Annotated in this window: 25 protein-coding genes; 21 read left to right on the forward strand and 4 right to left on the reverse strand. The window is 56.6% G+C overall.

The window, feature by feature from the left end; all coding sequences use genetic code 11:
- The first annotated feature begins 169 nt into the window (after window positions 1–169).
- From KQH53_14135 to KQH53_14165, 7 genes are read left to right on the forward strand one after another with little or no spacing between them, the layout of a single operon-like run.
- Entirely contained in the window at window positions 170–760 is a 591-nt protein-coding gene (locus KQH53_14135) for a hypothetical protein (protein MCB2227815.1), read from the forward strand.
- A complete protein-coding gene (locus KQH53_14140; protein MCB2227816.1) occupies window positions 757–1194 on the forward strand; it encodes a hypothetical protein in 438 nt (145 codons plus the stop codon). The genes KQH53_14135 and KQH53_14140 overlap by 4 nt, the downstream gene beginning before the upstream one ends.
- A gap of 26 nt (window positions 1195–1220) precedes the next feature.
- Window positions 1221–1907 (forward strand): DUF1638 domain-containing protein, encoded by a 687-nt coding sequence (locus KQH53_14145; protein ID MCB2227817.1) that lies wholly within the window; start codon window positions 1221–1223, stop codon window positions 1905–1907.
- A gap of 60 nt (window positions 1908–1967) precedes the next feature.
- The gene (locus KQH53_14150) at window positions 1968–2591 is read left to right on the forward strand and encodes a cobalamin-dependent protein (GenBank protein MCB2227818.1); all 624 of its coding nucleotides are present in this window, start codon (window positions 1968–1970) and stop codon (window positions 2589–2591) included.
- Window positions 2588–3727, forward strand: coding sequence for a hypothetical protein (locus KQH53_14155; GenBank protein ID MCB2227819.1), 1140 nt, complete (start codon window positions 2588–2590; stop codon window positions 3725–3727). The genes KQH53_14150 and KQH53_14155 overlap by 4 nt, the downstream gene beginning before the upstream one ends.
- 31 nt (window positions 3728–3758) lie before the next feature.
- Window positions 3759–5612 carry a DUF4445 domain-containing protein gene (locus KQH53_14160; GenBank protein MCB2227820.1) on the forward strand — a complete coding sequence of 618 codons (1854 nt, stop codon included), beginning with the start codon at window positions 3759–3761 and terminating at the stop codon, window positions 5610–5612.
- Between the two features lie 34 nt (window positions 5613–5646).
- Window positions 5647–6441 (forward strand): methyltetrahydrofolate cobalamin methyltransferase, encoded by a 795-nt coding sequence (locus KQH53_14165; protein MCB2227821.1) that lies wholly within the window; start codon window positions 5647–5649, stop codon window positions 6439–6441.
- Window positions 6442–7672: 1231 nt separating this feature from the next.
- On the opposite strand, the gene KQH53_14170 is transcribed toward KQH53_14165, so the two are convergent.
- Window positions 7673–8383, reverse strand: a complete 711-nt coding sequence (locus KQH53_14170; GenBank protein ID MCB2227822.1) for a hypothetical protein — start codon at window positions 8381–8383, stop codon at window positions 7673–7675.
- Window positions 8384–9277: 894 nt separating this feature from the next.
- On the opposite strand from KQH53_14170, the gene KQH53_14175 reads away from it, so the two are divergent.
- The 4 genes from KQH53_14175 to KQH53_14190 all read left to right on the forward strand — a co-directional run bounded on the left by KQH53_14175 (window position 9278) and on the right by KQH53_14190 (window position 14830).
- Window positions 9278–10201 (forward strand): tetratricopeptide repeat protein, encoded by a 924-nt coding sequence (locus KQH53_14175; GenBank protein MCB2227823.1) that lies wholly within the window; start codon window positions 9278–9280, stop codon window positions 10199–10201.
- Window positions 10202–10216: 15 nt separating this feature from the next.
- The gene (locus KQH53_14180; GenBank protein ID MCB2227824.1) at window positions 10217–10684 is read left to right on the forward strand and encodes an SH3 domain-containing protein; all 468 of its coding nucleotides are present in this window, start codon (window positions 10217–10219) and stop codon (window positions 10682–10684) included.
- Window positions 10685–10926: 242 nt separating this feature from the next.
- Window positions 10927–12177 (forward strand): hypothetical protein, encoded by a 1251-nt coding sequence (locus KQH53_14185; protein ID MCB2227825.1) that lies wholly within the window; start codon window positions 10927–10929, stop codon window positions 12175–12177.
- 145 nt (window positions 12178–12322) lie between these two features.
- Window positions 12323–14830 carry a chitobiase/beta-hexosaminidase C-terminal domain-containing protein gene (locus tag KQH53_14190; protein ID MCB2227826.1) on the forward strand — a complete coding sequence of 836 codons (2508 nt, stop codon included), beginning with the start codon at window positions 12323–12325 and terminating at the stop codon, window positions 14828–14830.
- A gap of 166 nt (window positions 14831–14996) precedes the next feature.
- Here the strand turns inward: KQH53_14190 and KQH53_14195 are convergent, their stop codons facing one another.
- The 3 genes from KQH53_14195 to KQH53_14205 form a co-directional block, all read right to left on the reverse strand.
- Window positions 14997–15710: a hypothetical protein gene (locus KQH53_14195; protein MCB2227827.1), complete on the reverse strand. Its 714-nt coding sequence runs from the start codon at window positions 15708–15710 to the stop codon at window positions 14997–14999.
- A 2-nt stretch (window positions 15711–15712) separates the two neighbouring features.
- Entirely contained in the window at window positions 15713–16222 is a 510-nt protein-coding gene (locus tag KQH53_14200) for a hypothetical protein (protein MCB2227828.1), read from the reverse strand.
- A gap of 496 nt (window positions 16223–16718) precedes the next feature.
- The gene (locus KQH53_14205; GenBank protein MCB2227829.1) at window positions 16719–17036 is read right to left on the reverse strand and encodes a hypothetical protein; all 318 of its coding nucleotides are present in this window, start codon (window positions 17034–17036) and stop codon (window positions 16719–16721) included.
- Between the two features lie 307 nt (window positions 17037–17343).
- Between KQH53_14205 and KQH53_14210 the strand changes: the two genes are divergently transcribed.
- The 10 genes from KQH53_14210 to KQH53_14255 all read left to right on the forward strand — a co-directional run bounded on the left by KQH53_14210 (window position 17344) and on the right by KQH53_14255 (window position 26252).
- Window positions 17344–17970, forward strand: coding sequence for a hypothetical protein (locus tag KQH53_14210; protein ID MCB2227830.1), 627 nt, complete (start codon window positions 17344–17346; stop codon window positions 17968–17970).
- Between the two features lie 862 nt (window positions 17971–18832).
- The gene (locus tag KQH53_14215) at window positions 18833–19627 is read left to right on the forward strand and encodes an IclR family transcriptional regulator (GenBank protein MCB2227831.1); all 795 of its coding nucleotides are present in this window, start codon (window positions 18833–18835) and stop codon (window positions 19625–19627) included.
- A gap of 6 nt (window positions 19628–19633) precedes the next feature.
- The gene (locus tag KQH53_14220; GenBank protein MCB2227832.1) at window positions 19634–20509 is read left to right on the forward strand and encodes an acetamidase/formamidase family protein; all 876 of its coding nucleotides are present in this window, start codon (window positions 19634–19636) and stop codon (window positions 20507–20509) included.
- Window positions 20510–20526: 17 nt separating this feature from the next.
- Window positions 20527–21327, forward strand: a complete 801-nt coding sequence (locus tag KQH53_14225; protein MCB2227833.1) for a carbon-nitrogen hydrolase family protein — start codon at window positions 20527–20529, stop codon at window positions 21325–21327.
- Complete coding sequence (locus tag KQH53_14230) at window positions 21320–22204, forward strand: branched-chain amino acid ABC transporter permease (GenBank protein ID MCB2227834.1); 885 nt, start codon at window positions 21320–21322, stop codon at window positions 22202–22204. The genes KQH53_14225 and KQH53_14230 overlap by 8 nt, the downstream gene beginning before the upstream one ends.
- Window positions 22197–23165, forward strand: coding sequence for a branched-chain amino acid ABC transporter permease (locus tag KQH53_14235; GenBank protein ID MCB2227835.1), 969 nt, complete (start codon window positions 22197–22199; stop codon window positions 23163–23165). The genes KQH53_14230 and KQH53_14235 overlap by 8 nt, the downstream gene beginning before the upstream one ends.
- 2 nt (window positions 23166–23167) lie before the next feature.
- Window positions 23168–23935: an ABC transporter ATP-binding protein gene (locus KQH53_14240; protein ID MCB2227836.1), complete on the forward strand. Its 768-nt coding sequence runs from the start codon at window positions 23168–23170 to the stop codon at window positions 23933–23935.
- Window positions 23928–24632 (forward strand): ABC transporter ATP-binding protein, encoded by a 705-nt coding sequence (locus tag KQH53_14245; GenBank protein ID MCB2227837.1) that lies wholly within the window; start codon window positions 23928–23930, stop codon window positions 24630–24632. Before KQH53_14240 ends, KQH53_14245 begins: the two co-directional genes overlap by 8 nt.
- Window positions 24604–25002 (forward strand): hypothetical protein, encoded by a 399-nt coding sequence (locus KQH53_14250; protein ID MCB2227838.1) that lies wholly within the window; start codon window positions 24604–24606, stop codon window positions 25000–25002. Before KQH53_14245 ends, KQH53_14250 begins: the two co-directional genes overlap by 29 nt.
- A gap of 89 nt (window positions 25003–25091) precedes the next feature.
- Window positions 25092–26252 (forward strand): ABC transporter substrate-binding protein, encoded by a 1161-nt coding sequence (locus KQH53_14255; protein ID MCB2227839.1) that lies wholly within the window; start codon window positions 25092–25094, stop codon window positions 26250–26252.
- Window positions 26253–26692 lie beyond the last annotated feature (440 nt).

Here is a 26692-nt window from a genome sequence, read left to right on the forward strand (position 1 = left end):
GTCAATATCCATTTATCTATATAGCACGAAAAGCGTCTCCCCAGCCAGTATATTAGTTAACCAACCTATAAGACACGACAATATTTAGTTCATTTTTGTAATTGACATTTATCTATATATATGTGTAAATTGTTTTCGTGAGATGGCAACACTCCTTGGAGAAAAAGCAATGCGCCTCATCCTGGTTTCAGGTTTTCTGGGCTCCGGCAAGACCACCCTCATCTTGCAACTGGGCAAGGCCCTGGCGGCCCAAGGCCGCAAAGCGGCGATTATCGTCAATGAAATCGGTGATATCGGTTTGGACAACCAGCTGATGATCCGTCTGGGCCTCAATGTTTATGAAATCCTGGGGGGCTGCGTCTGCTGCACCCTGGCGGGCGATCTGCCCAACACCCTCCGCCAATTGCAAGAAAGCTACGCCCCCGACCTGGTGCTCATGGAGCCCTCGGGCGCGGCCGACCCGCAGGGGGTGATGAACGCTCTCGAAGGCATCCCCCAGGACCTGGTGGATCAAGTCAAGCGCATTACCATACTGGACCCCCTGCGCCTGGAAGGGCTTTGGGCGGTGTTGCAGCCGCTCATCCAGTCCACCGTGGAAAATTGCGACCTGGCCCTTATCAACAAGTCCGACGCCGCCTCCGCCTCGGAGATGGCATATGCCCGGGACCTCCTGTCCCGGCACAATCCCGCGGCCAAGGCCTTTGCGGTTTCCGCCCAAGAGGGGCTGGAGCCCGCGGTGCTGGAGGAGTTGTTGTCATGAAAGAGCTGCCCCTACACCCCTTGTCGATGGTCCTGACCTTCCGCTTTGCCGAGCCTCGGTCCTCGCGGGAGCTCGAGGCCCTGGTGGCGGGTTTGTTCGACGCCCTGTCCCGGGCCGTGGTGGAGGGCGGGACGGATTGCGTCATCGGGCACATCAAGGGCCTGGCCAAGTTGGGCGAAGCGGATTGGCTGAAAGTAAGCGTGATTTCCCCGGACCGGCCCGCCCAGGCGCTTGCGGAAATCAGCCGGCCGCTGGAGGCCATGGATATGGCCGTCAATCTCATGGTCTACGGCCGGGAGCCGGAAGAGCTTTGGCAAATCGTCTCCCAGGTGGCCGAGCGGCCGGGAGAGGCCTGGAGCGGCGTGGTTGCGCCCCAGCGCCCCGTTCAAACCGTGTCGCTGCACGACCATCACCACGATCACCACAGCCACTAAGGGCTTTTGCCTGGAGCCTGCCCAGCATGAAGGTCATCACCTGCCAAATCTTCGCCTCGGACTTCAAGCACTTCCTGCCACCGGAGGTGGAGATGCGGGTGCTGGACATCGCCCTGCACGTGAGCCCCGAGCGCCTGCGGGACAAGCTCCAGGAGTGCGTGGACGAGATGGAAGACGGCTGCAAGCACATCATCCTGGGCTACGGCCTATGCTCCTGCGCGGTGGAGGGGGTGGTGTCCCAGAAGGCCAGCCTGGTCCTGCCGCGCATGGACGACTGCACCGGGGTCATGCTGGGCTCCAAAGCCGAGTACCTGCGCCAGCAGCAGGATGAGCCGGGCACCTACTACCTGAGCCAGGGCTGGATGGAGGCGGGCACCCATCTGTTCGCGGAATACGAAGGCATGGTCAAGCGCTTCGGCGAAGAGCGGGCCCGGCGGCTCATGCACAGCATGATCCACCACTACAGCCGCCTGGCCTACATCGACAGCGATTACGCCCCCACCCCCCAGGAGTATCAGGACTACTGTGAAGAGACCGCCGCCAACTTCAACCTGCGCTTGGCGCGGCTGCCCGGCTCCTCGCGCCTGATCCAGAAGATCATCGCCCGGCAATGGGACGAAGACTTTTTGGTGTTCGGCCCCGGCAAGCCCATAGACCGTTGGCGATTTTTCGATGACCAAGACGGCAAATCTCTCCAGGCCGCCGAAGGCTAGGCCCCTCGCGCGCCCCTGGGCAATTATCGGTTGGACCACTAGATTAGGAGCATAAAGACCATGAGCAACAATCTTTCAGAACTGATGGCCGACCTCAAGGAACAGGAAGCCCTGGACCTGGTCAAGGCCCAGCTTGAGCAAGGAATGGACCCCAAGGAGATCCTGGCCGCCTGCCAACAGGGCATGGTATTGGTGGGCGAGAAGTTCGAGCAAGGCAGCTTCTACGTTTCGGACCTGATGATGTCCGGCGAGATTTTCAAGACCATCAACGAGATTCTGGCACCCAAGCTTACCGGCGACGCCGTGGCCAAGGGCGACAAGATCGTGGTCGGCACCGTGGGCGGCGACATCCACGACATCGGCAAGGACCTGGTGGTGGCCATGCTGAAGTCCGGCGGCTTCGAAGTGCAAGACCTGGGGGTCGACGTACCGGCCGCCAAGTTCGTGGAAGCCCTCAAGGAGAGCGGGGCCAAGGTGCTGGCCCTCTCCTGCCTGTTGACCACCGCCTATGATTCCATCAAGGCCACCATCGCGGCCTTGGAAGAGGCGGGCATGCGCAACCAGATCAAGGTGATTATCGGCGGCGGTCCGGTGGATGGCCAGGTGGTCAAATACACCGGCGCCGATGCCTTTGGCTCGGACGCCCAAGCGGCGGTGCGCCTGAGCAGGGAGATGATGGCATGAGCTACCAGGGGACTTACGAGGACTACAAGGTAAAGCAGGCCCGCTACGACAAGGCCCTGGCCTGGGAACCGGTGGACACGGTGCCCTGCCTGTACATGGCCAACGCCTTTGCCCCGCGTCACATGGGTATGAGTATCCACGAGTTTTGCACCAACCCTGACAAGGCTGGAGAGGTGAGCCTGGCCTCAATGCAAGCCATCGGCGATTTTGATGGCGTGAACATTATGCAGAGCGGCTACATCACCATGCTCTTGTCCGGTATCTGGCTTTCCAAAGTGGCGGTGCCCGGCATAGACCTGCCGGCCAGCGAACTCTGGCAGGTGAAAGAAAATGAAATTGTAGGGACAGACGCCTATGATTTCATCGTCGAAAAGGGATGGGAAGCTTTTGTGGAAGGCACCATCCCCAAGGTCGTGGACATGGATATGTGGGGCAAGCACTGGGCCTGGATGGAGAAGAATTTTGCCGGTGTGGCCGATACCTATCGTAATATTGGATATATGGTGGCCAACGGCGCCCTAGGCACCATTCCCTTCGAGCCTCTGTGCGGCGCCCGGTCCATGAGCAAATTTTTTATGGACCTCTATCGCATGCCCGACAAGGTCAAGGCGGCCATGGACGTGGCCGCACCCATCATGACCGCCCAAACCATCGGCGCGGCCCAGATGTCCGGCGTTTCTGGCGTGTGGGTGGGAGGCTGGCGCACCGCCAGCGCCATGATCGCCCCGGACATCTGGGACAAGCTGGTGTGGCCCTATTTCCGCGACATGGCCCTGGCCCTCATCGAGCAAGACATCACCCCGGTGTTCCACTGGGACCAGAACTGGAACCGCGACCTGGAGCGCCTGCTGGAGCTACCGGCCAAGAAATGCGTGCTCAACCCCGACGGCATGACCGACATCCGCCTGGCCCACAAGATCCTCAAGGATCACACCGCCATCATGGGCGACGTGCCTTCCCAGTTGTTCGCCGCCGGCGAACCCGAGGACGTGCGCAACTACGTACGCGACCTGGTGCGCGACGTGGGCCCCGAGGGACTGATCCTCTGCCCCGGCTGTGACGCGCCCATCAACACCAAGGTGGACAACATGCAGGCCTTCCTGGACTCCAGCCGGGAATTCGGCCGCGGCGCCTAGCTTGCATCGGTGAGCCCAGGCCCTGACAACCATGTCTGATTCAACCAACCCAGCCCCCCACCCCCGGGTGGTGTTGGAGATCCAACCGCAAGGTTGCTCCGTAAGCACCACCCCGGGGGTTCTTCTCAGCCAAGCCCTAGCCGCCGCGGGAGTGGACTTGCCCTCCGACTGCGGCGGCCAGGGGACCTGCGGCCGCTGCCTGGTGCGCCCGGAAGGCGAGGTGTCGCCCCCGGAGGAGGCCGAGCGCCAAACCTTGGCGCGCATCAAGGCCCCGCCGGGCTATCGCCTGGCCTGCCGCGCCCGGGCCCTGGCCGACCAGAACATCTTCATTCCCCAGGGCCGCGAGGCCCAGGCCGGGGATTGGCAGGTCATCGAGCACCAGGGCGAGGTTCTGGTGGGCCGACCGGCGGTGCTCTGCCGCGAGATCGGCGCTGCCCCGCCCAGCATCGAAGACCAGCGCTGCGACTTGCGGCGAATTTCCGATTGCCTGGCGGACGATCCCGCCCAGCCGCCTTATCGCGCCACACCGGCGGCCCTGGCCCAAATCTCGCGCCTGGCCCGCGAGCATGATTGGCGTTTCAACGCCCTGTCGCGGGGGCGGGAGATAGTCGGCGCCCTGGCCACGGGACAAGGGCCTCTCGGCCTGGCCGTGGACCTGGGCACCACCAAGCTGGCCGCCTACCTGCTGGAGTTGGACAGCGGAAGGCTCCTGGCCGCCCAAGGGCTGATCAACCCCCAGGCGCCCTTTGGCGCGGACGTGATCAGCCGCCTGAACCGGGCCACCCAAAGCCCGGAGGATGCGGCCGAGCTGGCCGCCGGCCTGCGCCGGGCCGTCGACCGGATTGCCCGGCAATTGCTGGAGCAAGCGGGAGCCGACCCCGCTCAACTGGCCGACTTCTGCCTGGTGGGCAACACGGCCATCATCCAGCTTTTGCTGGAGCTGCCCGCCAGGCAATTGGCCCTGTCGCCCTTTGTCTGCTCCAGCGACCTGCCCCAGGACATCCCGGCGCGGGACCTGGGCCTGACCGCCGCGCCGGGGGCCTGGGTGCACATCCCGCCCGGCATCGGCGGCTTCGTGGGCGCGGATCATGTGGCCATGATCCTGGGCACGGACCTGGACCGCGGCAGCGGCCTACGCCTGGGCCTGGACATCGGCACCAACACCGAGATCGCGCTGGCCCTGCCCGGCGGCGACCCGCCCCTCCTGGTGGCCTCGGCCCCCTCGGGCCCGGCCTTCGAGGGGGCCCACCTGGCCTGCGGCATGCGCCTGGGCGCGGGGGCGGTGGGCCGGGTTTGGCACGAGGAGGGCCGCCTGGCCTACGCCACGGTGGACGGCGGAGCCCCGGCCGGACTGTGCGGCTCGGGCATCATCGACGCTGTGGCCGCCCTGCTCGGGGCCGGGCTCCTGGACCGGCGCGGCCACCTGATCGCCTCCCAAGCCGGAGTGCGCCAAGGCGGCGGTGGACCGGAATACCTCCTGGCCCCGGCCGGCGACACCACCACCGGCCAGGACCTGGCCATCAGCCAGGACGACCTGGTGCAGGTGCAGTTGGCCAAGGCGGCCATCATCGCCGGAGTGCGGGTGCTTTTGGCCGAGGCCAAGGTGGACGAGCAGGACCTGGACGAGGTGGTGCTGGCCGGCTCCTTTGGCAGCCACTTCGACGTAGACAGCGCCATGGACATCGGCATGCTGCCCCGGCTGGACACGGCCCGTTATCGCCAGGTGGGCAACGCGGCCGGGCGAGGCGCCCAAATGATGCTGGCCGATCTGGATCAAAGGCAACGCGCCGCCCTGCTGCCCGGCCAAACCCGTTACCTTGAATTGACCACCAAGCCGGAGTTTCGCAGGCTCATGACCCGCTCCCTGGCCTTTACTCCGGCCTAGGTTTGAACCCATCTTTGGACAGGAAGAAGACACCATGCAGATCATCGGTGAGAAGATAAACGGCACCCGTAAAAAGGTGGGCGAGGCCATCGTGGCCAAGGACGCCCAGTTCATTCAAGACCTGGCCCAGAGCCAGGCCCAGGCCGGAGCCGACTATCTGGACGTGAACGCGGGCACCAACCCGGAAAACGAGACCCAGGACCTCATCTGGTTGGTGCAAACGGTGCAGGAGGTGACCGAGGTCCCTCTGTGCCTGGACAGCTCCAGCCCGGCGGCCATCGAGGCGGCCATGCCCCACGTGGCCCGCACCCCCATGATCAACTCCATCAACGGCGATGCCAAGAGGCTGGAGGGCATGCTGCCCATCGTGGCCCAGCACGCCTGCCCGGTGATCGGCCTGGCCCTGGACGAGAGCGGCATGCCCAAGACGGTACAGGATCGCCTGCGGGTGGTGCGCCGCATCATGGAGGCCACCCGCCAGGCGGGCGTGCCCGACGAGCATCTGTTCATCGATCCGCTGATCATGACCGTGGCCACCAGCACCACCGCCGCCCTGGAGGCCCTGGAGTGCATCCGGAGCATCAAGGGCGAGTTCCCCGAGGTGCACATCACCGGCGGCTTGAGCAACGTCTCTTTCGGCCTGCCGCAGCGCTCGGTGATCAACCGCACCTTCGTGGCCCTGGCCATCGAGGCGGGCATGGACTCGGCCATCATGGACCCCAACGATCAGCCACTCACCTCGGGCATCCTGGCCGCGGAGCTGCTGATGGGCCGCGACCGCTTCTGCCGCAACTACACCCAGGCCGCCCGCCAGGGGTTGGTGTCCTGATTGTCTCTTCGGTAATGGGTGGTAGCCTAACCAGGGCAATTTTTGCTCGGCCATGACGACCCCGACGCGCCCCTCCCCGCAAGGGTAGGGGCGCGTTGAAGCTTGAGCAGCGGGGCTTCGCTCGCAGCCCGAACAGACGTCATCTTGGGGGAATATGGCCGGTTCTTGCGAACCAGCCATTGGCATAACAGCATGATATTGTTGGTGCCTGGGGCGGGATTCGATCCCACACGGGGGTTTGCCCCTGGGGATTTTGAGTAACCTGTATCGAAGCACGTAACGTAGCGCAATCTTTACTAATTATTTTTTTGGTATCAATGTATTAATAATTATCGTCTTGTCCTGGTACATCCCTATTTCCCCCCCAAAATCCCTGCATATCGGTCACCAAAGTCCCGACGGGAGGACTTACCTATTCAGATGTCCCCTGTCATCTTCTTGATCTTGTCATTTTAAATCCTCCCTCTAGGCGCCCTGGCTTGCCGGAAGGATGGGTGCTTAGCACAGGCTGGGTTATTGAAATAGCCTGAGTATTGTAGATTGTTTTTCCACTTCTAACTTAATTCGTAATCTTGGCCAATTGCTTGATATCTTAAGATTCAACATTTCCCACCCCATTTGATTGCCTATAGTTAATATAAGTCGCCGCTAAATATCATTGATCCGTATCCTGTTTGGTATCGTTTGCTGTTTTCTGGAAAGAAAAGCTTGTTGGGCCATTTTCATGGAGCGGGTCAAGTCCCAACACGCGGTTACGGCTTCAGTCAAGGCTAGGCTTTTTGGCTGGGCTTCTGCGCGCGACAAGGCGGCCTCCAGCTCGCTCCCGTTGGTCACATTTTCCCCCCAACCTCCGACGAAGAATTGAGGGGCGGAACTATACCTCCATTTTTGAAGACCATTGAAGGGGCCATCGTGAATAATCCGCTAGACCTGACCCCCGCCGATGTGAATCACGTCCGAGCCAGAGTAACCGTGACGGCCAGAAATCTGGTCAAGGAGCAAACCGTGCGGCGCAGGAGGCGCCATAATCTGGGGCTGAGGCCCCTAAATGAAGAGGTGATCAGGCCCGAGGCCTACAGGGAATGTGTCCTTTAGCAAAAGCCAATTCTTGTCCCAAACGCTTTGACGACGTACAGCTGCTGGTGAAGGCCAGGAGGCAAAGCAAAAATAGGGCTGGCAGCATGAAGCGTTTCATGAGACTTCCTGCCAAATCGAAATTTGGTTTTAGGGGCTATTGGGCGGTCAGGCCTTGCAGGACCTGCTGGGTGATCCAAAAATAGAAGTTCACCGGATCGCCCTTGATGCGGCTTTTGGCGTCGTCGCCAAACTTGACCAGCTTGATCTCGCTGTCAGCCGTGCGGGACTGCACCAGCCCCAAGGGAGCCACATAAGGGCTCACTATGGCCGACACCGGGCGACCCTGGTCATCCTTGCCCTTCACTTCCCAGGCCTCGAAGCGGGTTCCTTTAAATTTGAAGCGGCGCTTCTTGACCTTTTTTACGGCCGTTACCCGTTGCATGTCATTTTTCGGGCCTTGCTCGGACTCGAGCATGCTTTGGGGCACCGTGAAGGGGCCGTAGCCCTTGGGCTGGACGATCACTTCCAGGACCTTGCCCAGGCCCTTGGGGGATTCCTCGGCCAAAATGCGGGTGACGACTTGGTTCTTGTCCTGGGTGGTTACATCCACCTCCATCCAGCGGGCCGGCTTGCCTTCCACGCTGGTCTTTTGCAATGTGGCGAAATACATGGTGGACACGTCCTTGGTGCGGAGGTCCGTGATGCGGTAAACGCTCCAGGCGCCCACCTTGGGGTTCCAAGACCCGTCCACCATGATTATGGGCTGGCCGGCGCTGGTGGGCGGGTTTTTGGCGGCTGCCGGAATAGCCCCCAGCAGGATGCAGATCAGAGCGGTGCACAACAGGGTGGATGTAATTTTTCTCATGGGTAACCCCTAAGCTGGGCAGTCATAGGCCAACTAAGCTATCTACCCGTAATTATGATGTTATTATCCTTGCTTCTGCGAAATGCGGCCCTGAATCTGTCATTATGCTTTTTTCGGATCACTTTTACAACCGAGTTGGCGCGGGCAAGGCACCAAACACACCCAGTTTTTGCTAATGTTTGTTGGGCCTTGCGCTTGGTCTTTAGCGGTAAACGCTCTCCCGACTCCAGATAGTCAGGAAAGAGTAAAGGCTGCAATGGTGCCCAGAATTTGCTTTTGCTCATTTCGCCTAATAAAAAAGCTTCCATACTTTATCTCGGCTAACACCCATCCCCACCGGATCGGGTCGCTCACCTGGTCGGTCTCGGCCGGGCTCATGCCCGCGTTGACTGCAACACGGCCATGCACCGTGGGCGATCTTGTACTGCTCGGGCAGGGCCGGGGGCTGGGGAAGGTCTCGGCTGAGAATTGTCCAACAGCTCCTCGGCTTGTCCAGGCCTTATATCAACTATTCCATCAAATCGTCCTTGATAGCCATCGCGTGTTTCTCCTCAGAGACAGAGTCTCCCAAGGATGGCTAATTAAAAATTCGCTGATTCCTCTGCCCGTGAAGCTCGGATGGTTTTTGGCTTGAAGAACTTGTTTACGAAGGCGAAATTTCTTGTTATTTTGAAAATCACGCCGTTTAAGTGATCCTCCGTCTTTGGTGGAATAAATGTTTATCCTCCCGGGATCATTATGTGACGGTGATTTTTTCTTCTTCGACTGAGTCGGCTCACGCAATATCAGGGCCAGTAGCTGAAATAAGATGGGCAACCCCACCGAGATGCAAGGCATATGGTCCAAATATCCCATGGACATCCCTGCAAGGGCACCAATATATTAAGGATTGACATGAACACCGACGTTGTGCGGCTTCAGCTGATTGCCCTTATGATATCCTGCCTGGCCGTGCTGGTATGCGGCCAGGCGGCCCTTGCAAGTTCGCCCCTCTCTCTGCCGGAAGATCTGGTATCCGCCGCAAAAGTCACCGCCGATGAAATTAATAGATCGTCCGCTCACCTGCCCAAGAAAAATAGTGATCAAAATCAGTCCATTGGCAGCACCACCGCCACCAAATCGCCTTTCTCGCTGCCTGACAACCGGCAGCAGGCCGACAAGCAATCCCTAAGCAGCAGACCCGAATTTGACCTTCCCAAGAAAAATAGTGATCAAAATCAGCCTCTAGGCAGCACCACCGCCACCAAATCGCCTTTCTCTCTGCCTGTCAACCAGCAGCAGGCCGACAAGCAATCCCTAAGCAGCAGACCCGACTTTGCCCTGCCCAAGAAAAATAGTGATCAATATCAGCCTGTGGGCAACACCAGCGCCACCGACTCGCCTTTCCCTCAGCCTGATACCCAGCAGCAGACCGACGGGCAATCCATAAGCAGCGAACCCGAAGCCCCTGATGCGGAACAATTGGTGGCCAAGGGCGTAGAACTGGCCCGGGCGGGCAAATGGCGAGAGGCGGGGCAAGCCTTCCAAGCAGCTACCGAGGCCGACCGGGGCAATGCCGCCGCTTGGTGCGATCTGGGCCTGGCCTTGAGTCGCCTCGGAAAAACTCAAAAGGCGGTGGCCGCCTATGAGCAGGCGTTGCAAGCCGATCCAGGCTTTGCCTTGGCCCACAAAAATCTGGCTCTGGCCTTGGAGCACATCGGGCAATATGCCAAAGCGGTCAACTCCTATGAACAATACTTGCGTTTCAAACCGGATGCGGAAGACGCCCGTCAGGTGAGAGCCAGGGCCAAGTGGCTGAAGCAGCACAAGATCAAATAACAGGGGCTAAAAAATATGCGCATTAAAATCTTTCTCTCGCTGCTTGTGATCGTCTTGTTGTCGGTTCTCGGAGGATGCGCTCAGACAAACAAGGCCATCGATTCCTTGCAGGAGGCCCTTACCCCCACGCAGACCAAGAACAAGCCAACGCCCAAACTGGCCGCGGGGTCTTATTTCGTGCATGCATGGGCGCTTAACCTGCGCAAATGCCCCGGCAGCCAGTGCCGCATAATAACTGTTCTGAAACGAGGCCAGGAAGTTAGCGCCAGCGAATGGAAGGCAGGCTGGATCAAGGTTTCCCTTGTGGACAGCCAGAAACAGGGCTGGGTAGCCGCGCGCTATCTGGGAGCTGAAAAACCTCTGACCAGAGCTAGGCGTTCCGACGAAAATGCTGGCCCTGCCCCGGAGCCGCCACCGCCTGCGGGGGAGTTAGCCCCCGCCGTTTCGTCTCCACCCGCCGTGAAGGGTGAACTGGCCAATTGAGGTGTCCTAAAACGCTAAACGCAGGAAGCGTAAAATATCCACCAAGTGCTGGAGTTAACCAAAAAAATACTTCTAGACCCGCTTGGTCACGGTATAGCTTGTCAAATACATATAAATGCCGTGTGAGCCTATCTGCATGTTGCATTAGGGGGGCCAACAGGATTGGCACCTTGGACGATCTTTTGTAGCCTGTCGAGGTAGGCAACATCAAACCGCTAGATTTTCTGTTTAAGGGAGGCAATGTGAAAAAGTTTTTATACTCCATCGGTGTATTGTCAGTACTGTATATACTGTTACTAACGGCCGGCAATGCATTTTCAGCTGATTATAATAATATTGCCAATAAAACTGTCAGCTGGAAAATGTTTAAAATAAATGCGCCCGATAACTGGTTAGGTTCAGCTGAAAAAAGCATATATAAACTTGTATATAATTCCGGCGATGAATATGGCGTTATTATACTAAGTGATAATAAATTTTCCTTTAACGAAAATGACTATCGCAAATTTGTGACATATACATACAACAAATTGGCCAAAGACCCGGACAATATAAATGTAACCTTGCACAAGGTTACGCCATATAGCGTCCTTGGTATGAAAAATGCTCCGGCCGTAGTATTTTCAGCGAAAGGGAAGAAATTTTTTACCTTTGCGCCATATGTTGACCATCACGCCTATTCCATTATTGCTGTATCCTGGCATGATAAATCTAAAATACTACCATCTTATCTAATAGATATGCTGGGTCGGATTGCTGTCGAAACCACAAAACCCAAGCAAATTGTAAGCAAATTTGGCGAACCCATAGAAGTGCGCAATAAGGTTTTGCCAACAAAAAAGCCAGAACACATATCAACCACAGACAACAGTAGCTCTCTAGCGAAACCACGCAGAGAAAAAATTGCCACTTCTTTCACAACGAGGGCTTCATCATCAAATAACAACAATACTAATATGTGTTTTGATAGGATTGCTCCAATTTACAAGGCGCATTTTCTGGAGATTGACAAACTGAAAGATCAATACTATACAAAAAGCGCACAAGAAAAAGATAAAATCAGAGCGATTGCAAATGACAAAAGGGCTAAATTACAAGCTAAAGTCGCACAATTCATTTCGAGCAATCCGGTTATTGGCAGCAAGATACCCTTTAAAACATTTGGCAATTTACCATTTACTGTCCAGCAGGTTAAAGTCAGCATGCTAAACTACAGCAGGATGGAATTTATTGTTAAAGCCAAAATTAACCAAGACATCAAAAATACTAAAGGCGAAATAGAGCAAAGAATTTCAATCTATTTTGGTGCTATTGGCAAAGACAATAAACCAATAAAAGGTACAAAAAATTGGGCTACCAATCATGGTTGGGTGAAATTGCTTTCTGGAACCGTCTATGATGCGATGGGGCACTGGAACGGAGTTCGCCTCCAGAATATGGGCAACTTTAAATATTTGAAAATTATGTCAAAATCTGAATACAAAAAGCGGTAAAATCCGCGCTGGATTTCTAATCCTAGCCGCCTGGACCAATAATCTCGGTGAAAGTGTCTTTTAACGGCCTTAGCTAAGCCGGGTTTAGATCCCTAAATCTTCGGGCACAGGATAATCTCAACAGGAAATAGAGTAGGAGCTTATGGTGTTTTGTAGCTTTGGCGGTTCCGCCACACAAGCGAACTTCTCGCGGGAGATTTGCCAACCCGCAAGCCTGAGCGAAATTTCAGTTACAAATAATTTTGCAGACCACGTAGTGGCGGCAAATTGGGTATGGATCAGGATGAAAAGAATACTAACGCTGCCCCTTTTGATTGCCTTGTGTTTTCTGTTTATTTTTTCACCGCAGACCAATAAAGCTTTGGCCTATGACAATGTATATGCTCATAGAGATATAAATCGGTGCTCAATAGACAAATTCGCACGTGACGTCTCGTTTGATATTTTTGGAAAAAAATATAAGAAATTTAAAAAGTACAATTTCGCACGCAATACCTATGAGATGGAAGGCTATGCCATTCGGAAATCCGGGACTTTCGAGGTTGAAACATGCCTTCGAAGTCGTAATTATCAAAAGTGGATCGAGATGGGTGGATACTCTGCCGACGAACCAGAGTTGTATTCTTCTTTGAGACATTTTTACGACCCCCTGAAGGTGCAGATAGACAAACACACCCATCGAAATGTCACCTACCTTACCGACCATGCAAGCGAATTTTTGGAAAAAGTTAACGATTTTGGTAATTTTCTCACTGGTAAATTTATTGTCGACCCTAGAATGGATGCGCGTGAATGGGCTCTGACAGGACCGGTGCGCAGAGGTTATCCGGAAAACAAGTATAGCCTTTCCAAAGGCATAGAATATATGCGGAGGGCTTGGGCAGAAAAAAACATCAAGATGAAAGACAAACTTTTTGCTGCTGCCTGGCGATCTTGTGGGGAGACAATGCATCTCCTTTCTGACATGACTGTGCCCGCCCATGTCCGTAATGATGCCCACCCTGGTTATCCCAATGGGAAAATTTATACAGGCATGAGATACGATCCGTATGAATATTATGTAACAAAAAATCATGCCAAGATTAGGGCCTGGTCTAAGCTGAAGGTCGCCACTTCTATTTCTGGTAAAATTGGCGACTGCACTGATATGAATAACCTTTTTCATCAGGTTGCTCTTTTTACAAATCAATCCTTTTTCTCGTCAGACACGCTTGCTGGCAAAAACAGAAATGGTCAACAGGTCCGTAGCGCTAACGGAATGCGCCCCTATCCAAAACCAAACCTCGATCGATGTAATCTAGACCCTGAAGGTTTTTATGTGGACAAAAGAACAGGGTTTCATGTTGCGCATGCTGATTGGGCTGATAACACTTGGTGGAATGTTCGAAATTATCTCCGGCAAACTTATATTCCTGCTATTGCGAGCGACCATTATGCATTATACACCGATGAAGAACTCGTTATTGATCAGGCGAAAGTGCTGATTCCTACAGCAGTAAAAGCCAATTGCAAACTGTTAGAGATGTTTATTCCCGAAGTGAAAGTTAAACTTAAAAGTTGGGACGATAAAAACAGAACTATTACAGGCTCTATCACCCATGTCCTGTCCGGCGTTTATGCTGACAAGACTCTGTATCCGAATCAGAGGCCTCTACGGTTCAACAGTGCGGGAGGTAGAGGTAAATCTTGGTCAAATATAATCATAAACAAAAAACGGTTCTCCGAAGTCATGGGAGACTATTTACTGAAGATAGATGACAATAAAATAAGAATCATATTAGGTAAGAAAATAGAACTAAAAAACAATGAAATAAACCTTGCACAATTGAATTTATTTTTTGGTGGTTTCTGGGTTGCGTCAAACGATATGAAGCTAATTATTAACGATTCTATGCGTCCTCCATTAGCCTCTCCACCCAATACAGATTTTAATGACAAATTAAATGTAACCTTGAGTAGCCCAGATGGCGGATCTATTGTTTATCGCTTAAATGGTGGTGCCCCGACAATTTATTCGGCCCCGATTACCTTAACAGAAACTAGTAAGATCGAAGCTTATGCAGATAGAGACCCTTATAGCAATAACTCAATTTCATCCAAGAGTGCAGTTTTCGCATATACGAAAGTTAAGGCTGCCAAAAAATCCGGCTGCTGGGTTTTGGCCAAGGTAATCTCTATTAACGGATGTTCGTTTTATAAACACGAATGCTATAAGGTGCGTTGTTCTGGTGGTAGTGGGTCTTGGACGGTACATAAAAGTAAATCTAGCTGCAGTAAGAACGGCCCGAAGGCTGTATCAGGTTCCGGTTCTTATTCTGTGCCACCCGCAACATTGATTCCCGGTGATAAAATCAAGTTTACAGCTACCGTGAGTGGAGCAAATGGTTACCAAACATCTATAGCAGTGCGCTTTTATAATTCCTCAAAAGGAATTAAATTTAATAAAAAAGGGCGCGCAAATCGCAGCGCGGCTTGGAGTAACTCGATAGCAAGAGCTAATACTTCTCGTCAGGGAAGTGTCCCACCCGAAGCCAATTTTGTTGTGCCGAAGGATTTAAATGTTGACGGTCTTTTGGTAATTTCAGGAGGCGGAACCGGCGGAAACTTTCAAACTTCAATGTTTAATTTGTATTTATATAAATGGAGAAAGTAGAGCGTGTATTTGCCAATCTGTTTAGGGTGAATTGTCTATTTATATTTAATTGAAAGCCGATCTAGTAGACACACTATTTGTGTCTAAGGGCGGGATAACCTGCGAGTAAAATGCGCCAAGGAATCCCATGGTGGACGTGATGAATGGGCGCCATCTGTTGGGTTTTTCATCCATCAGATGGGTTTCCACTCTCGATCTTTTTCCGTAGTTCTACCATTCTATACGTCCAATTTTTACCTTCTGGCTTTAGATAAAAACCGTATTGAGCCCTATTGCGAGAGCGGATCGCCTTTTCCACGAACCGCAACGCCTGCCTCAGCTGGCCCTTTTTTTCTAACACCAGGCTCATGGCGTACTGTGTGTTCCAGCTTCCAGGCGCTGCTTCGTAAGCGGTGTGGGCTGCTTCATAGGCGCTATCGACATCACCCACTTGCAAAAGGGCTTTGGCCCGTTCAGCCAATGCTTCGGCCATGATTGGCGACGGTTTACTATTTCCTGATTGAGTGCTGAAGCGTTGTAAATCCTCTAACGCACCTTGCGCATCGCCATTGCTCAATCTTATCTTGCCTCGCAGCTGGAGCCCGCCCCAGTGATCTGGATTCACAGCCAGCAAATTATTCAAAACTTTTCGGGCATATTGGCTATTGCCAAGCTCCAGCGAGGCCCTGGCTTGCAATTCGTGGGAGGCTTGCCATATCTGGGACTCTTCGTCGGATAGCAGAGCGGCGAAACGCGCCAGACGCAAAGCGCTGTCCATGTCGCCCAAGCGGTAAGCTTTCCATGCCACGCGTATATCTTTTTGGGGATCATGGTCGAAAAGCATGGACACAGCAAAGATTAGGGCTCCGATCAACAAACACACGCGTATGATTTTGATCATGATTAATCCTTTGCCAGTTTTTTACGAGCGGTTTGACCTTGGCCCCACGGCATAATCCATATGAAAAAGAACATGATCGACCAGTCGATAATGCACAAGAGCAACCAAAACCCCCCTTGCGCCCCCATGGCCACGCCCCTGGCAAAACTGCCGGTGCTGGCCACACCGAACACGAACTCGGCCGTGTCATCGTGCAAGATTCTCGACAGCCACCCCACGGGTTCAAACCAGGGTTGGGCTAATCCGAAACCCAACATGAGCCCCACATTAGTTCCAATGAACCATAGCGCGGCGACTAGCAAAGCGGTTTTAAACCCAGGATGCCACGGTTTTTCTCCACCTAGAACCTTGACAACTATCCAAGGCACGCCCAAGCCCAAAAGCGCTCCTTGTGCGATAACGAAAAAACCAAGCCAGTAGCGCAGGTAGCCCAACAAACAACCCATAGCCATGGAAATTAGTAAGCCAGTCCAAACCGATCTACTTAAACTTGGCGGTGACACTTCGGACATGACATCTCCATGGATTATGGATTAGCGATTAAGTACATATAACGCTATAGCTAACCGATCATTGCTATCAAACCAGACAATTTTATTTCTGATCAGACACTACAGGAACAAACAAAGTTCAAAGGCATGGGCTATGGACAAGACAGACAGTATTTTCCGAGGGGCCACGCCGGTCGGTCTTAGCTCCCGTGGCCGCCATCTAGCTAAAGCCGACCATTTTATAAGACGTTTTGATCTCTGCCTTGCTGCACCTAGCCGCTAGAGCACAAATAGCCGGAACTGATAATTCACTACGGCCTCATGGTGGGCATGATTCGTTCGCCAGCAAACTTGCTATACAATAAGCATCCATCTTGATGTGCATAATTGCCCTTATACTTGAATCTGGTTGGCATCAAGACGCCAACCCGTAAGCTTAGACCGTTATACAACCTGATCATTTGGCCTAAATATCTGTTTCAAACCGACTTGCCGCGCGGCATTCTCTATATCAACGTTATATCTTTACAGGGAAATCATCGCCAGCCTTTTTTCTAAGTTTGTCTCCCGCTTTTAAGTCAGGATACATTTGGTCCAATTGATGTTTGGGGATATTAATTTTGCCTTTTTTGCCGCTATCTGTCTGATAATGGATATATACTTGGCTTTTCCAGTCGTTAGTGCTGCTATATTCCGGATCTGAATTGTAGTCTGCTTCTTTTGTTTTAATTTTTGTTACAACTCCGACCCAGGAGTTCTTTTTTTTCTTAATTTGAAAAGCCATCAGAACGATGGCCAATACAATAGCAACTAAAATTCCATAAAAAGTTTCCATGCTAACCCTTTCAGTAGTAGAGATTGATTGGTTGGTGAATTATTGCCTTGGCTGTCACTTGCAATATCAAGCCAAAATCAATTTTAACTATACGTCGTCAAAGCGTTTGGGACAAGATTGGCTTTGGGCTAACGGGCACATTCCCCTTGGACACTATCCGGGCAAAATCATTGGGACTTACCAGGTGCTTACTCATCCCGGTGACCCTGCCCACTTTAAACGGCTGATTTGAGCCTCAGCAGTAATTGCAGCACGATTTGTGATATAGATATTGCCGCTCGACACCAACCACCCGAGGAAAATAGTCATGCCCCAACCCAGTGGAAGCGATACTCCCCAACCCAAAAAGCAAGAACCCCTGTTGGGTTGGATGATCACTCGCCCCGTGATCGACCGCTTTCTGTTGCTCGGTTTTGCCAAGGTATCGGCAATCTGCCTTGTCATTTTCGTTGGCATATTGATTTTCGTGGTAGCCACCATCAAGCACAAGCCGAGTTTCCTCGCTACCCTCGGCATGTTAGGTGTAATGGTGGGCGGCGTCACCGTATGCCTCCTAATCGCCCTCGGCGTGCTGAAGCTGATGCACCGCAAGGGAATGGTCCAGGTGTTCATGCTCACCGAAACCAACGCCCAGTTCGTTTATGGCAAGAATTTCCAAGGCGGGTACGAAAGTCTCTGCCAGTTGGTCGGCACGGCCGGGGTCCTCTCTGGCGACTTAGATTTGGCCGGCATTGCGCTTAGAGAACGCAATAACCAGGACGTGCCGTGGGGCGCAATTCTCAAGTACCGCGAGCATCCCGAGAACTTGGCGATAACCCTCTACCACAAGATCGCGCCGGTGATGCGGCTATACTGCCCCAACCAGGAAATTTACCATCAGGCACTCGAGATCGTGCAACAGCGTTCGGCAGCCGGCAGTCAAGCGGAGCAGTAAACCGCGTGGCAGCGTGAGCTATTCGCACGTTGCCGACGCATCTCTCGGCGCCGTGTGCGGCGATGCACTTGGCATACCGGTGGAGAGCTGGTCGGCCGAACCCATCGCGGTGTAGCGCGGCCGGTGGTTGCGGCCAAGACGTCAAGGGGTTTACCTTTGTGACTCCAACCGCCCGGATTTTGGGGCGGTTTGGCACAAAACCCGACCCTTCGTCGTTATGCACAACAGGTCCTTTCCTGGTCAACCGTCTGTTGCCGCGACCTGCTCTTCTAAAGTAGGTTCAGATCTTCAGCTAGGATTTTAGAACCAAGATAGGGGAGCGTGGATGGCCAGGAAACACTATTCATCCGAACAGATCATGGGTAATCATCCCATATTTGCAAGACACCTTGCATCTGCTGCTGCAACTGGTGGGCATTTCTTAAAATAAAGTCTATCGGCTACAGGCTTAACTCAGGCGGCCTCGGTGAAATTTAACCTAGGATTTGCTAGCCACATTCGGGTCGACCACCAGGGCAGTTCACCTTGCTTAGCACTCCATCGAACAGAGGTGGCCCATCTAAATTTGAACTTTGTTCAGTCTTCCCGCAATGAATGAGGCCTTAGAAATATAGGTTGTAAACCTACCAAAGCGGATGTCAACCGCCCTGCTTCCGGCCGGAGACCAGGCGGCGCTATCCGCAATCATCATTAAACATCAGCACCTACCGCCGCAAAGCCCACAAGGTCACAACCTCCGGGACCGTTTACAAAAAAGTAAATAAGTTGAAATAGATAGCCTAAAAAGGCTCTGAATTTGTTGTTGACAGAGTTTTCCAAGACGGCTAGAGTAATATCATAATAAGTTATGGTGTAACAGCATATGATACAGTCCAAAGAGCAGGCGGAAGCCCCCGGAGTCCTCAAATCAGCTCAGACCGTGTTGACGGTTCTAAGGGCTTTTGCCGACTTGCCTTATGAAGCCAGCCTGGCCGAAGTGGCGCAGCACACCGGCCTTCCCAAGATGAAAGCTCACCGCGCCCTGCAAACCCTGGCGGCTAGCGGTTTCATCTTTCAGAGCCCCAAAACCAAGAAGTATCGTCTGCACTATTCGGTGCTGGGTTTGTCGCGCAAATTCCAAAGCGGCCAGACGGTGCACACCATCGCTCACGACATCCTCCAGGACCTTGCCGTTCAGGTCGGCGAGGACGTCACCGTGGCGGTCATGGATGACAACCAGCGGGAAGTGGTTTTCGTGGACCGCCTCTCCGGCGGGGCCCGCATATCCTTTTTCTGCGATGTGGGGCGCCGCCTACCCCTCCACGTGGGCGCGGCCGCCAAGGCCCTTCTGGCCCACCTGCCCGAGGAGCATTTCGAGCGCTATCTGGAGGGCTTCACCCCGGTCGAGGTGAGCCCCTACACCATTACCTCCGTGGAGAAGATCCGCCAGGACCGCGAAAGGGTCCTGGCCAAGGGCTACTCCTACAGCAACCAGGAGGTGGACGCGGGGGTCTCGGCCGTGGGCGCCTGCGTGCTGGACGCCAACGACTACCCGGCGGCCGCCATGGCCATCGGCACCCTGCACGTAAACATGACCGCCCGCCGCATCAGCGAGCTGGGCAAGCTGCTTAAAAAAACCGCCGACGAGATCTCGGCCAATCTGGGCCACGGAGGCTAGTCCTGCATGCGACTCACTCGATCCGAGGAGCACACCCACTATAAATTTTCGGCGTCCGTGGCTCCGGTGCTCACGGTGCAGCCCGGCCAGAGCCTGGTGGTGGAGACCCGCGACGCCTCCAACGGCCAGATGCGCCCCGGCCTTTGCGCCCCAGTGGACCGCTCCCGCCTGCTGCCCGTAACCGGACCCATCGAGGTTCAGGGTGCCCGCCCCGGCGACGCCCTGGCCGTAAGCATAGAGAAAATCGACCTGGCCCCGGCCGGTCACGCCTGGTTACGCCCCGGCCTGGGCATCATGAGCCTGGCTCCCGAGGCATCGCCTTATGTGCGCGAGTTCAAGGTGGGCGCCGACGTGGAGCTGGCCCCTGGGCTGCATGTGCCCCTGCGCCCCATGGTGGGCATCATGGGCGTGGCCACGCCCCAGGAGATCGCCACCCGCTCCCCGGGGGTGCACGGCGGCAACCTGGACTGCGTGGACCTCACCCAGGGCAACAAGCTTTTGCTGCCGGTGCTGGTGGCCGGGGGCAACCTTTCCCTGGGAGACGTGCACGCGGCCATGGGCGAGGGCGAGGTCAGCGGCTCGGGCGTGGAGATCGAGGCCGAGGTGAGCCTCTCGGTGGAGCTGTTGCCCGGCTTCGCCCTGGAAGGCCCGGTCATCATCACCCCCAGCAAGACCCTTTTCCTGGCCTCGGCCCCCAGCCTGGACCAGGCGGTGCGCGCCGCCTTGCTGCGGGCCATAAAGGCCCAGGTGGAGCGTAACGGGGTGAGCCAGGAGGAAGCCTACATGTTCGCCTCCCTCGCGGGCAACGCCCGCATCTGCCAGGTGGTCAACGGAGACGTCACCACCGCTTTCGAACTGCCCAAGGAGGTTTTGTCGTGGTAAAGGCGGCTGCTGTCCAAATGGACGTCGCCCTGGGGCGTCTAGATGAGAACCGAGCCGAGATCCTGCGCCTGGCTTCGGAAACCGAGGCGGACCTGGTGGTGTTCCCCGAGTGCGCCAGCTCGGGCTACGTCTTCGACTCGGCCGAAGAGGCCATGCCCTACGCGGAAACCGTCCCCGGCCCCTTTGTGGATGAGCTCATCGCCCTGGCCAAGGCCAAAAAGCGCAACCTGGCCGTAGGCCTCCTGGAAAAGCACGAGGGCAAGCTTTACAACTCCGCAGTGCTGATCACCAGCCAAGGCGAGACGCACCTTTACCGCAAGACCCACATGCCCTTTATCGGCCTGGACCGCTTCACCGTCCCCGGCGAGAACCTGGGCCTGTTCGACACTCCCCTGGGCAAGGTGGGCCTGGCCATCTGCTATGACTGGCGCTTCCCGGAGCTGGCCCGCTGCCTGGCCTTGCAGGGGGCGGATATCCTCATCGGCCTGAGCAACTGGCCCACCGGGGCCGTGGTGATCCCCACCCTGCTGCTGCCCGCCCGGGCGGCGGAAAACCGGGTGTGGGTGGTCTCGTCCAACCGGGTGGGGGAGGAACGGGGCGCCCAGTTCATCGGCCGCTCGGCCATCATCGACCCGGACGGCAACACCGTGGCGGGCCTGTCGGCCGACAAGCCGGGAGTGGCCCTGGCCGAGCTGGACCTGTCCCTGGCCCGCGACAAGCGCCTGGTCAAGATACCCGGCGAGTACGAAGTGGATCTCTGGAAAGACCGCTGTCCGTCCCTGTACGGGGCCACGGCACGGGAGCACGAGAATGCTTGAGTACATCCCTCAGCTCATCGTCAACGGGATCGTACTGGGCAGCATCTACGTCCTGGTGGCCCTGGGCCTTACCCTTATCTTCGGCATCATCGACGTGGTCAACTTTGCCCACGGCGAGTTCTACATGATCGGGGCCTTTGTGGCCTTTTTGTGCGTGGACAACCTGGGCCTGCCCTATCCGGTGGCCATCGTGGCCACGGCGGTAATCGTGGGGATCTTCGGCTTCCTCACCGAAAAGGTCATCATCCGCTCCCTGCGCAAGCGCGACCCGCACCCCATCAATTACGTGCTGGTTACCGTGGGGCTCTCCACCTTCCTGCTCTACGGCATCAACTTCATCTTTGGGCCGGACCTCCGGCGCATCCCCTCTCCCTACATGAAGCAGGTCATCCACTTCGCCAACGTCTACCTCACCACCCAGCGCCTGCTGGTGGTCCTGGTGGCGGTCCTGTTGGTGGCCCTGCTGGCCTACTTCGTCAAGTACTCCTCCCTGGGCAACCAGATGCGGGCCACGGCCCAGAACTATCAGGCCGCGCGCATCGTGGGGGTGAACACCGACCGGGTCTTCGCCTCCACCTTCCTCATCGGCTCCATGCTGGCCGGAGTGGCCGGGGCTCTGGTGGGAGCCATGTTCGTCACCGAGCCGGCCATGGGGATCCACATCATCGTCAAGGCCTTCATCGTGGTGATCGTGGGCGGCATGGGCAGCATCACCGGCTCCATCGTGGCCGGCCTGGGCCTGGGCCTTTTGGAGACCCTGGCCGGGGCGGTAATGCCCGCTGAGTTCCTGGACATCATCGGCTTCTCCATCATGATCCTGGTGCTCTTGACCAAACCCACCGGCATCTTCGGAAGCAAGGGAGGCGCCCGTGCCTAAGTTCGCCTCCAAGGGAATAATCATCCTGGCCGCCCTGGCCCTGCCGGTGGTGTTCAATGAGGCCTTTTACCAGCACATCATGATCACCGCGGTGATCAACATCATCCTGGCGGTTAGCCTGGGGGTGATCGTGGGCTACATCGGCGAGCTCTCGTTGGCCCACGGCGCCTTTTACGGCATCGGGGCCTACACCTCGGCCCTGCTCATGGTCAAGCTGGGCCTGCCCTTCGTGGCCGCCTTCCCCCTGTCCATCGTGGCCGCGGGCATCATGGGCTTCATCATCGGCATCCCGGCCCTGCGCCTGAGCGGGCATTACTTCGCCATCGCCACCCTGGGCTTCCAGGGCATCGTGGTGCTTCTGATCATCAACCTGGTGGACCTGACCCGGGGTCCCATGGGCCTGCCGGGCATCCCCTCGCCGGGCACCCTGGACATCTTCGGCCTTAGCATCTCCTTCGGCGACAAGCTGCCATTTTATTACCTGGCCTTCGCGGTGATGATCGTAGTGCTCATCCTGGTGCGCAACCTGTTGCGCTACAAGTTCGGCGAGGCCTTTATCGCCACCCGGGAAGACCCGCTGTTGGCCGCCTCCCTGGGGGTGCACCCGCGCAACAGCCGCATGCTTGCCTTTGTGGCGGGCACCGCCCTGGCCGGCGCGGCGGGCAGCCTCTACGCCCACTACACCATGTTCATCAGCCCGGACTCCTTCACCTTGGGCGAGTCCATCTACCTAGTGACCATGGTCATCATCGGCGGGCGGGGCACCATCGTGGGGCCGGTGATCGGGGCGGTGATCCTCACCGGGCTGCCCGAGGTGCTGCGTTTCACCGGGGACCTGCAATTCGTCATCTACGGCCTGATGCTCATGCTGGTGGTGATCTTCCTGCCCAAGGGCATCGTGGGGCTGCGGGGGCGCTCGGCGCGGCCCGCCATGCCGCTGGAAAGCGAGGCGGCGGAATAATCATGGCCTTTCTAAAGATCAGCAAGCTTTCCAAATCCTATGGCGGAGTCAGCGCCAACAGCGACATCAGCTTCGCCATCGACGAGGGCCAGATCGTCAGCATCATCGGCCCCAACGGGGCGGGCAAGACCACTCTGTTCGACCTCATCACCGGGGTGACCCGGGCCGACCAGGGCTCGGTGAAGTTTCAGGGTGTGGAAATGAGCCACCTGCCCACCTCGGAGATCGCCAAGCTGGGGGTGGTGCGCACCTTCCAGCAGACCAAGATTTTCCGGGACCTCACCGTCTTGGAGGCGGTGATGATCGGCAATCACCTGCACGACCAAACCAGCTTGTGGCAGTCCCTGCTGGCCACCCGCTCTGCCCGCGCCCAGCGGGAGGCCAAGCGCGAACGCGCCTTGGAGATACTGGAGTTCATGGGCCTGGCCGGCAAACAGGAGCTCATCACCCAAAACCTGCCCTACGGCGAGCAGAAGCTGCTCAACATAGCCATCGCCCTGGCGGTGCGGCCAAAGCTCTTGCTTTTGGACGAACCGGCCGCGGGCATGAACCCCATGGAGTCGCTGCGCATGCTGGGCACCATTCGCAAGATTCAGGAAACCGGCGTCACCGTGGGCCTGGTGGAGCACAACATGCGCCTGGTCATGAACATCTCCGAGCGGGTCTTTGTCCTGGACTACGGGGAGCTCATCGCCGAGGGCAAGCCCGAGGAGATCCGGGCCAATCCCAAAGTGATCGAGGTGTATCTGGGGAGGCAGGCCAGTGCTTGATCTGAAAAAGCTGCGCGTCTTTTACGACAACGTGCCCGCTCTGCGCGATGTATCGCTCAGCGTGGACTCCGGCGAGATTGTGGCCCTGATCGGGGCCAACGGCGCGGGCAAGTCCACTACCCTGCGGGCCATCCAGGGCATGGTCAAGATCAACAGCGGCGAGATCACCTGGCAGGGCCGGCGCCTCACCGGCGCTCCGCCCCACAAGGTGGTGCGCCAGGGCATCGCCCACTGCCCCGAAGGCCGTCAGGTATTCCCGGACATGACCATCGCCGAGAACCTGAACATGGGCGGCATGGTGCTGGACGACGCCCATCGCCGCCAGGAGCTTACCGATTACGTATACGAGAGCTTACCCCGCCTGGCCGAACGACCCAAGCAGCTGGCCGGCAGCCTCTCCGGCGGGGAGCAGCAGATGCTGGCCATCGGCCGGGCCCTTATGGCCGACCCCAAGCTGTTGATGCTCGACGAGCCCTCCATGGGCCTGGCCCCCATTCTGGTGGAGTCGATCTTCGAAATGATCCGCGTCATCAACAAGCAGGGCATCTCCATCCTGGTGGTGGAGCAGAACGCCTACATGGCCCTGGAGAATTCCACCCGGGCCTATGTGATCGAGAGCGGGCGCATCGGCAAGTCGGGCCTGTCCCGGGTGCTCTTGGACGACGAATATGTGCGCGAAGCCTATCTGGGTATCTAGCCTGCTGGCCGGCTGCCTGCTGCTGGCCCTGGGCGCGGCGGCCCCGGCGGCCGCGCCCCCGGACCCCGAGGGCGCCCGGGCCTGCCGCCTGGTGGAGCTTTTCGGCGGCCGCCAAGGCGGCCCGGAGACCATCGGCAGCCTGATGGAGCTGAACATGCGCCAGTGGAAGCCCCAGTCCAACCGAGGCATCGGGGTGCTTGGCTGGCGGGCTGAGAAAGAGGCCCCCGGAGTTTACCGAGTGGTCTACGCCTATCAGGAAATCGGCCTGAAGCCGGTGGAGGTGCCCTGGCGGGTGGAGCTGGCCGGGGGCAGGATAACCCCGCTCACCCCCCTGAGCGCGCGCATCCAGCAAATGTCGCTGCTTTTATAAACCCACCTATCCCAAGGGGTTGGGCGGTGGATGATTATGGTCCAAACGGCGGCCTTTACCGGGCGGACCCTACACTAAAGGAGAAATTAATGAAAAAGCTTATCGTAGTGGCAACGGCGATCATGGCCCTGGTGGCCACGTCCGCCTGGGCCGCCGGGCCCGTGAAGGTCGGCGTGGTGTTGCCCTTCTCCGGGCCGGTGGGCTCCGACGGCACCCGCACCTTCAACGGCATCGACCTGGCGGTGAAGCAGATCAACGCCGCCGGTGGCATTGATGTGGGCGGCCAGAAAATGCCCATCGAGATTGTCAAAGAAGACAGCACCTGCAACCCGCGCATGTCCGTGGCGGCGGTGGAAAAGCTCATGACCCGCGACAAGGTGTCGGTGGTCATCGGCGACTTCTGCTCCACCAGCACCCTGGCCGACGCCGAGGTGGCCAAGCGCAACAAGGTGCCCCAGGTCACTCCCATCTCCATCGCCCCGCCCATCACCAAGCAGGGCAACCCATGGATCTTCCGCAACTGCGACAGCTCGGACATGATGGCCCGCGCCTTTGTCAAGCAGGCCATCAACGGCCTCAAGATCAAGCGCTGGGCTTTCCTGGCCCGCAACGATGACTACGGCCGGGGCGGCGTGAAGTCGCTGAGCGACCTGGTCAAGAAGGAAGGCGGCGAGGTCGTGGCGGTGGAGTATCACCCTCAGGGCGCCACTGACTACTACACCCTGCTCACCAAGATCCGCGCCAAGAAGCCGGACGGCATCGCCCTGATCGCCAACACCGCCGAGCACTCGGTGGCCACCAACCAGATGGGCGAGATCGGGCTGACCAAGGAAGTGCGTCTGCTGGACCCCACCAGCGCCTACTTCAACCCCGACTTCATGAAGCTCACCGGAGCCAACTCCAACGGCATGGCCGGCCCCACCCGCTACGTGCCCAACATCGACACCCCGGCCAACAAGAAGTTCGTGGAGGCCTACCAGAAGGCTTACAAGCAGGTGCCGGACAAGTTCGCCATGAGCGGCTATGAGACCGTGTACATCGTGGCCAAGGCCATTGAGATGGCCAAGAAGACCGATCCGGCGGCGGTGCGCGACGCCTTGACCAAGGTCAAGTACCCCAGCGTGCAGGGCCGCGACATCTACTTCGACAAGACCAACCAGATCGTGCTGGATGAGTTCCTGATCCAGGTCAAGGACGGCAAGTACGAGATCCTGGGCCGTGTCGAGGGCGAGAAGGTCCTTAAGGACTAGATTCAGTCCCGGCGCTCGGCAAGGGCGATGTTGGTAAAAAATGGGCCCACCTGGTTTTTCCGGGTGGGCCCATTGCAATGCTCCGTGGTGTCGCTTTTGGGCCATATTCTCGCTTGGCCCTAGGTTAGAGTTTTGGTCCCATCGTAGGCATGGGTACGCGGTCAGCAGGTCAGGCCGGAGATGAAATTGTCCTGGGTTATCTACAGTGACACTTGCATGCCTTACTGTGAATCATAGCGAGTCATTTTCATTGATCAGTATCGGCTACTATCTCTGCAATCACTCAACGACTTAAAGTAAACACAACTTATGCAAGTTGTGCTGTGGGGCGGCCTGAGTTAACCCAGCGGCTCCACAAGTTTGGACTTGAGGTCGATCCTAATGCTCGCATAGATAAATTTTAGGTGAACACGGAAGGAATCAGAGAACCGGTATGCGGT

It is taken from the genome of Desulfarculaceae bacterium, from assembly GCA_020444545.1.
Classification (GTDB): Bacteria; Desulfobacterota; Desulfarculia; order Desulfarculales; family Desulfarculaceae; genus Desulfoferula.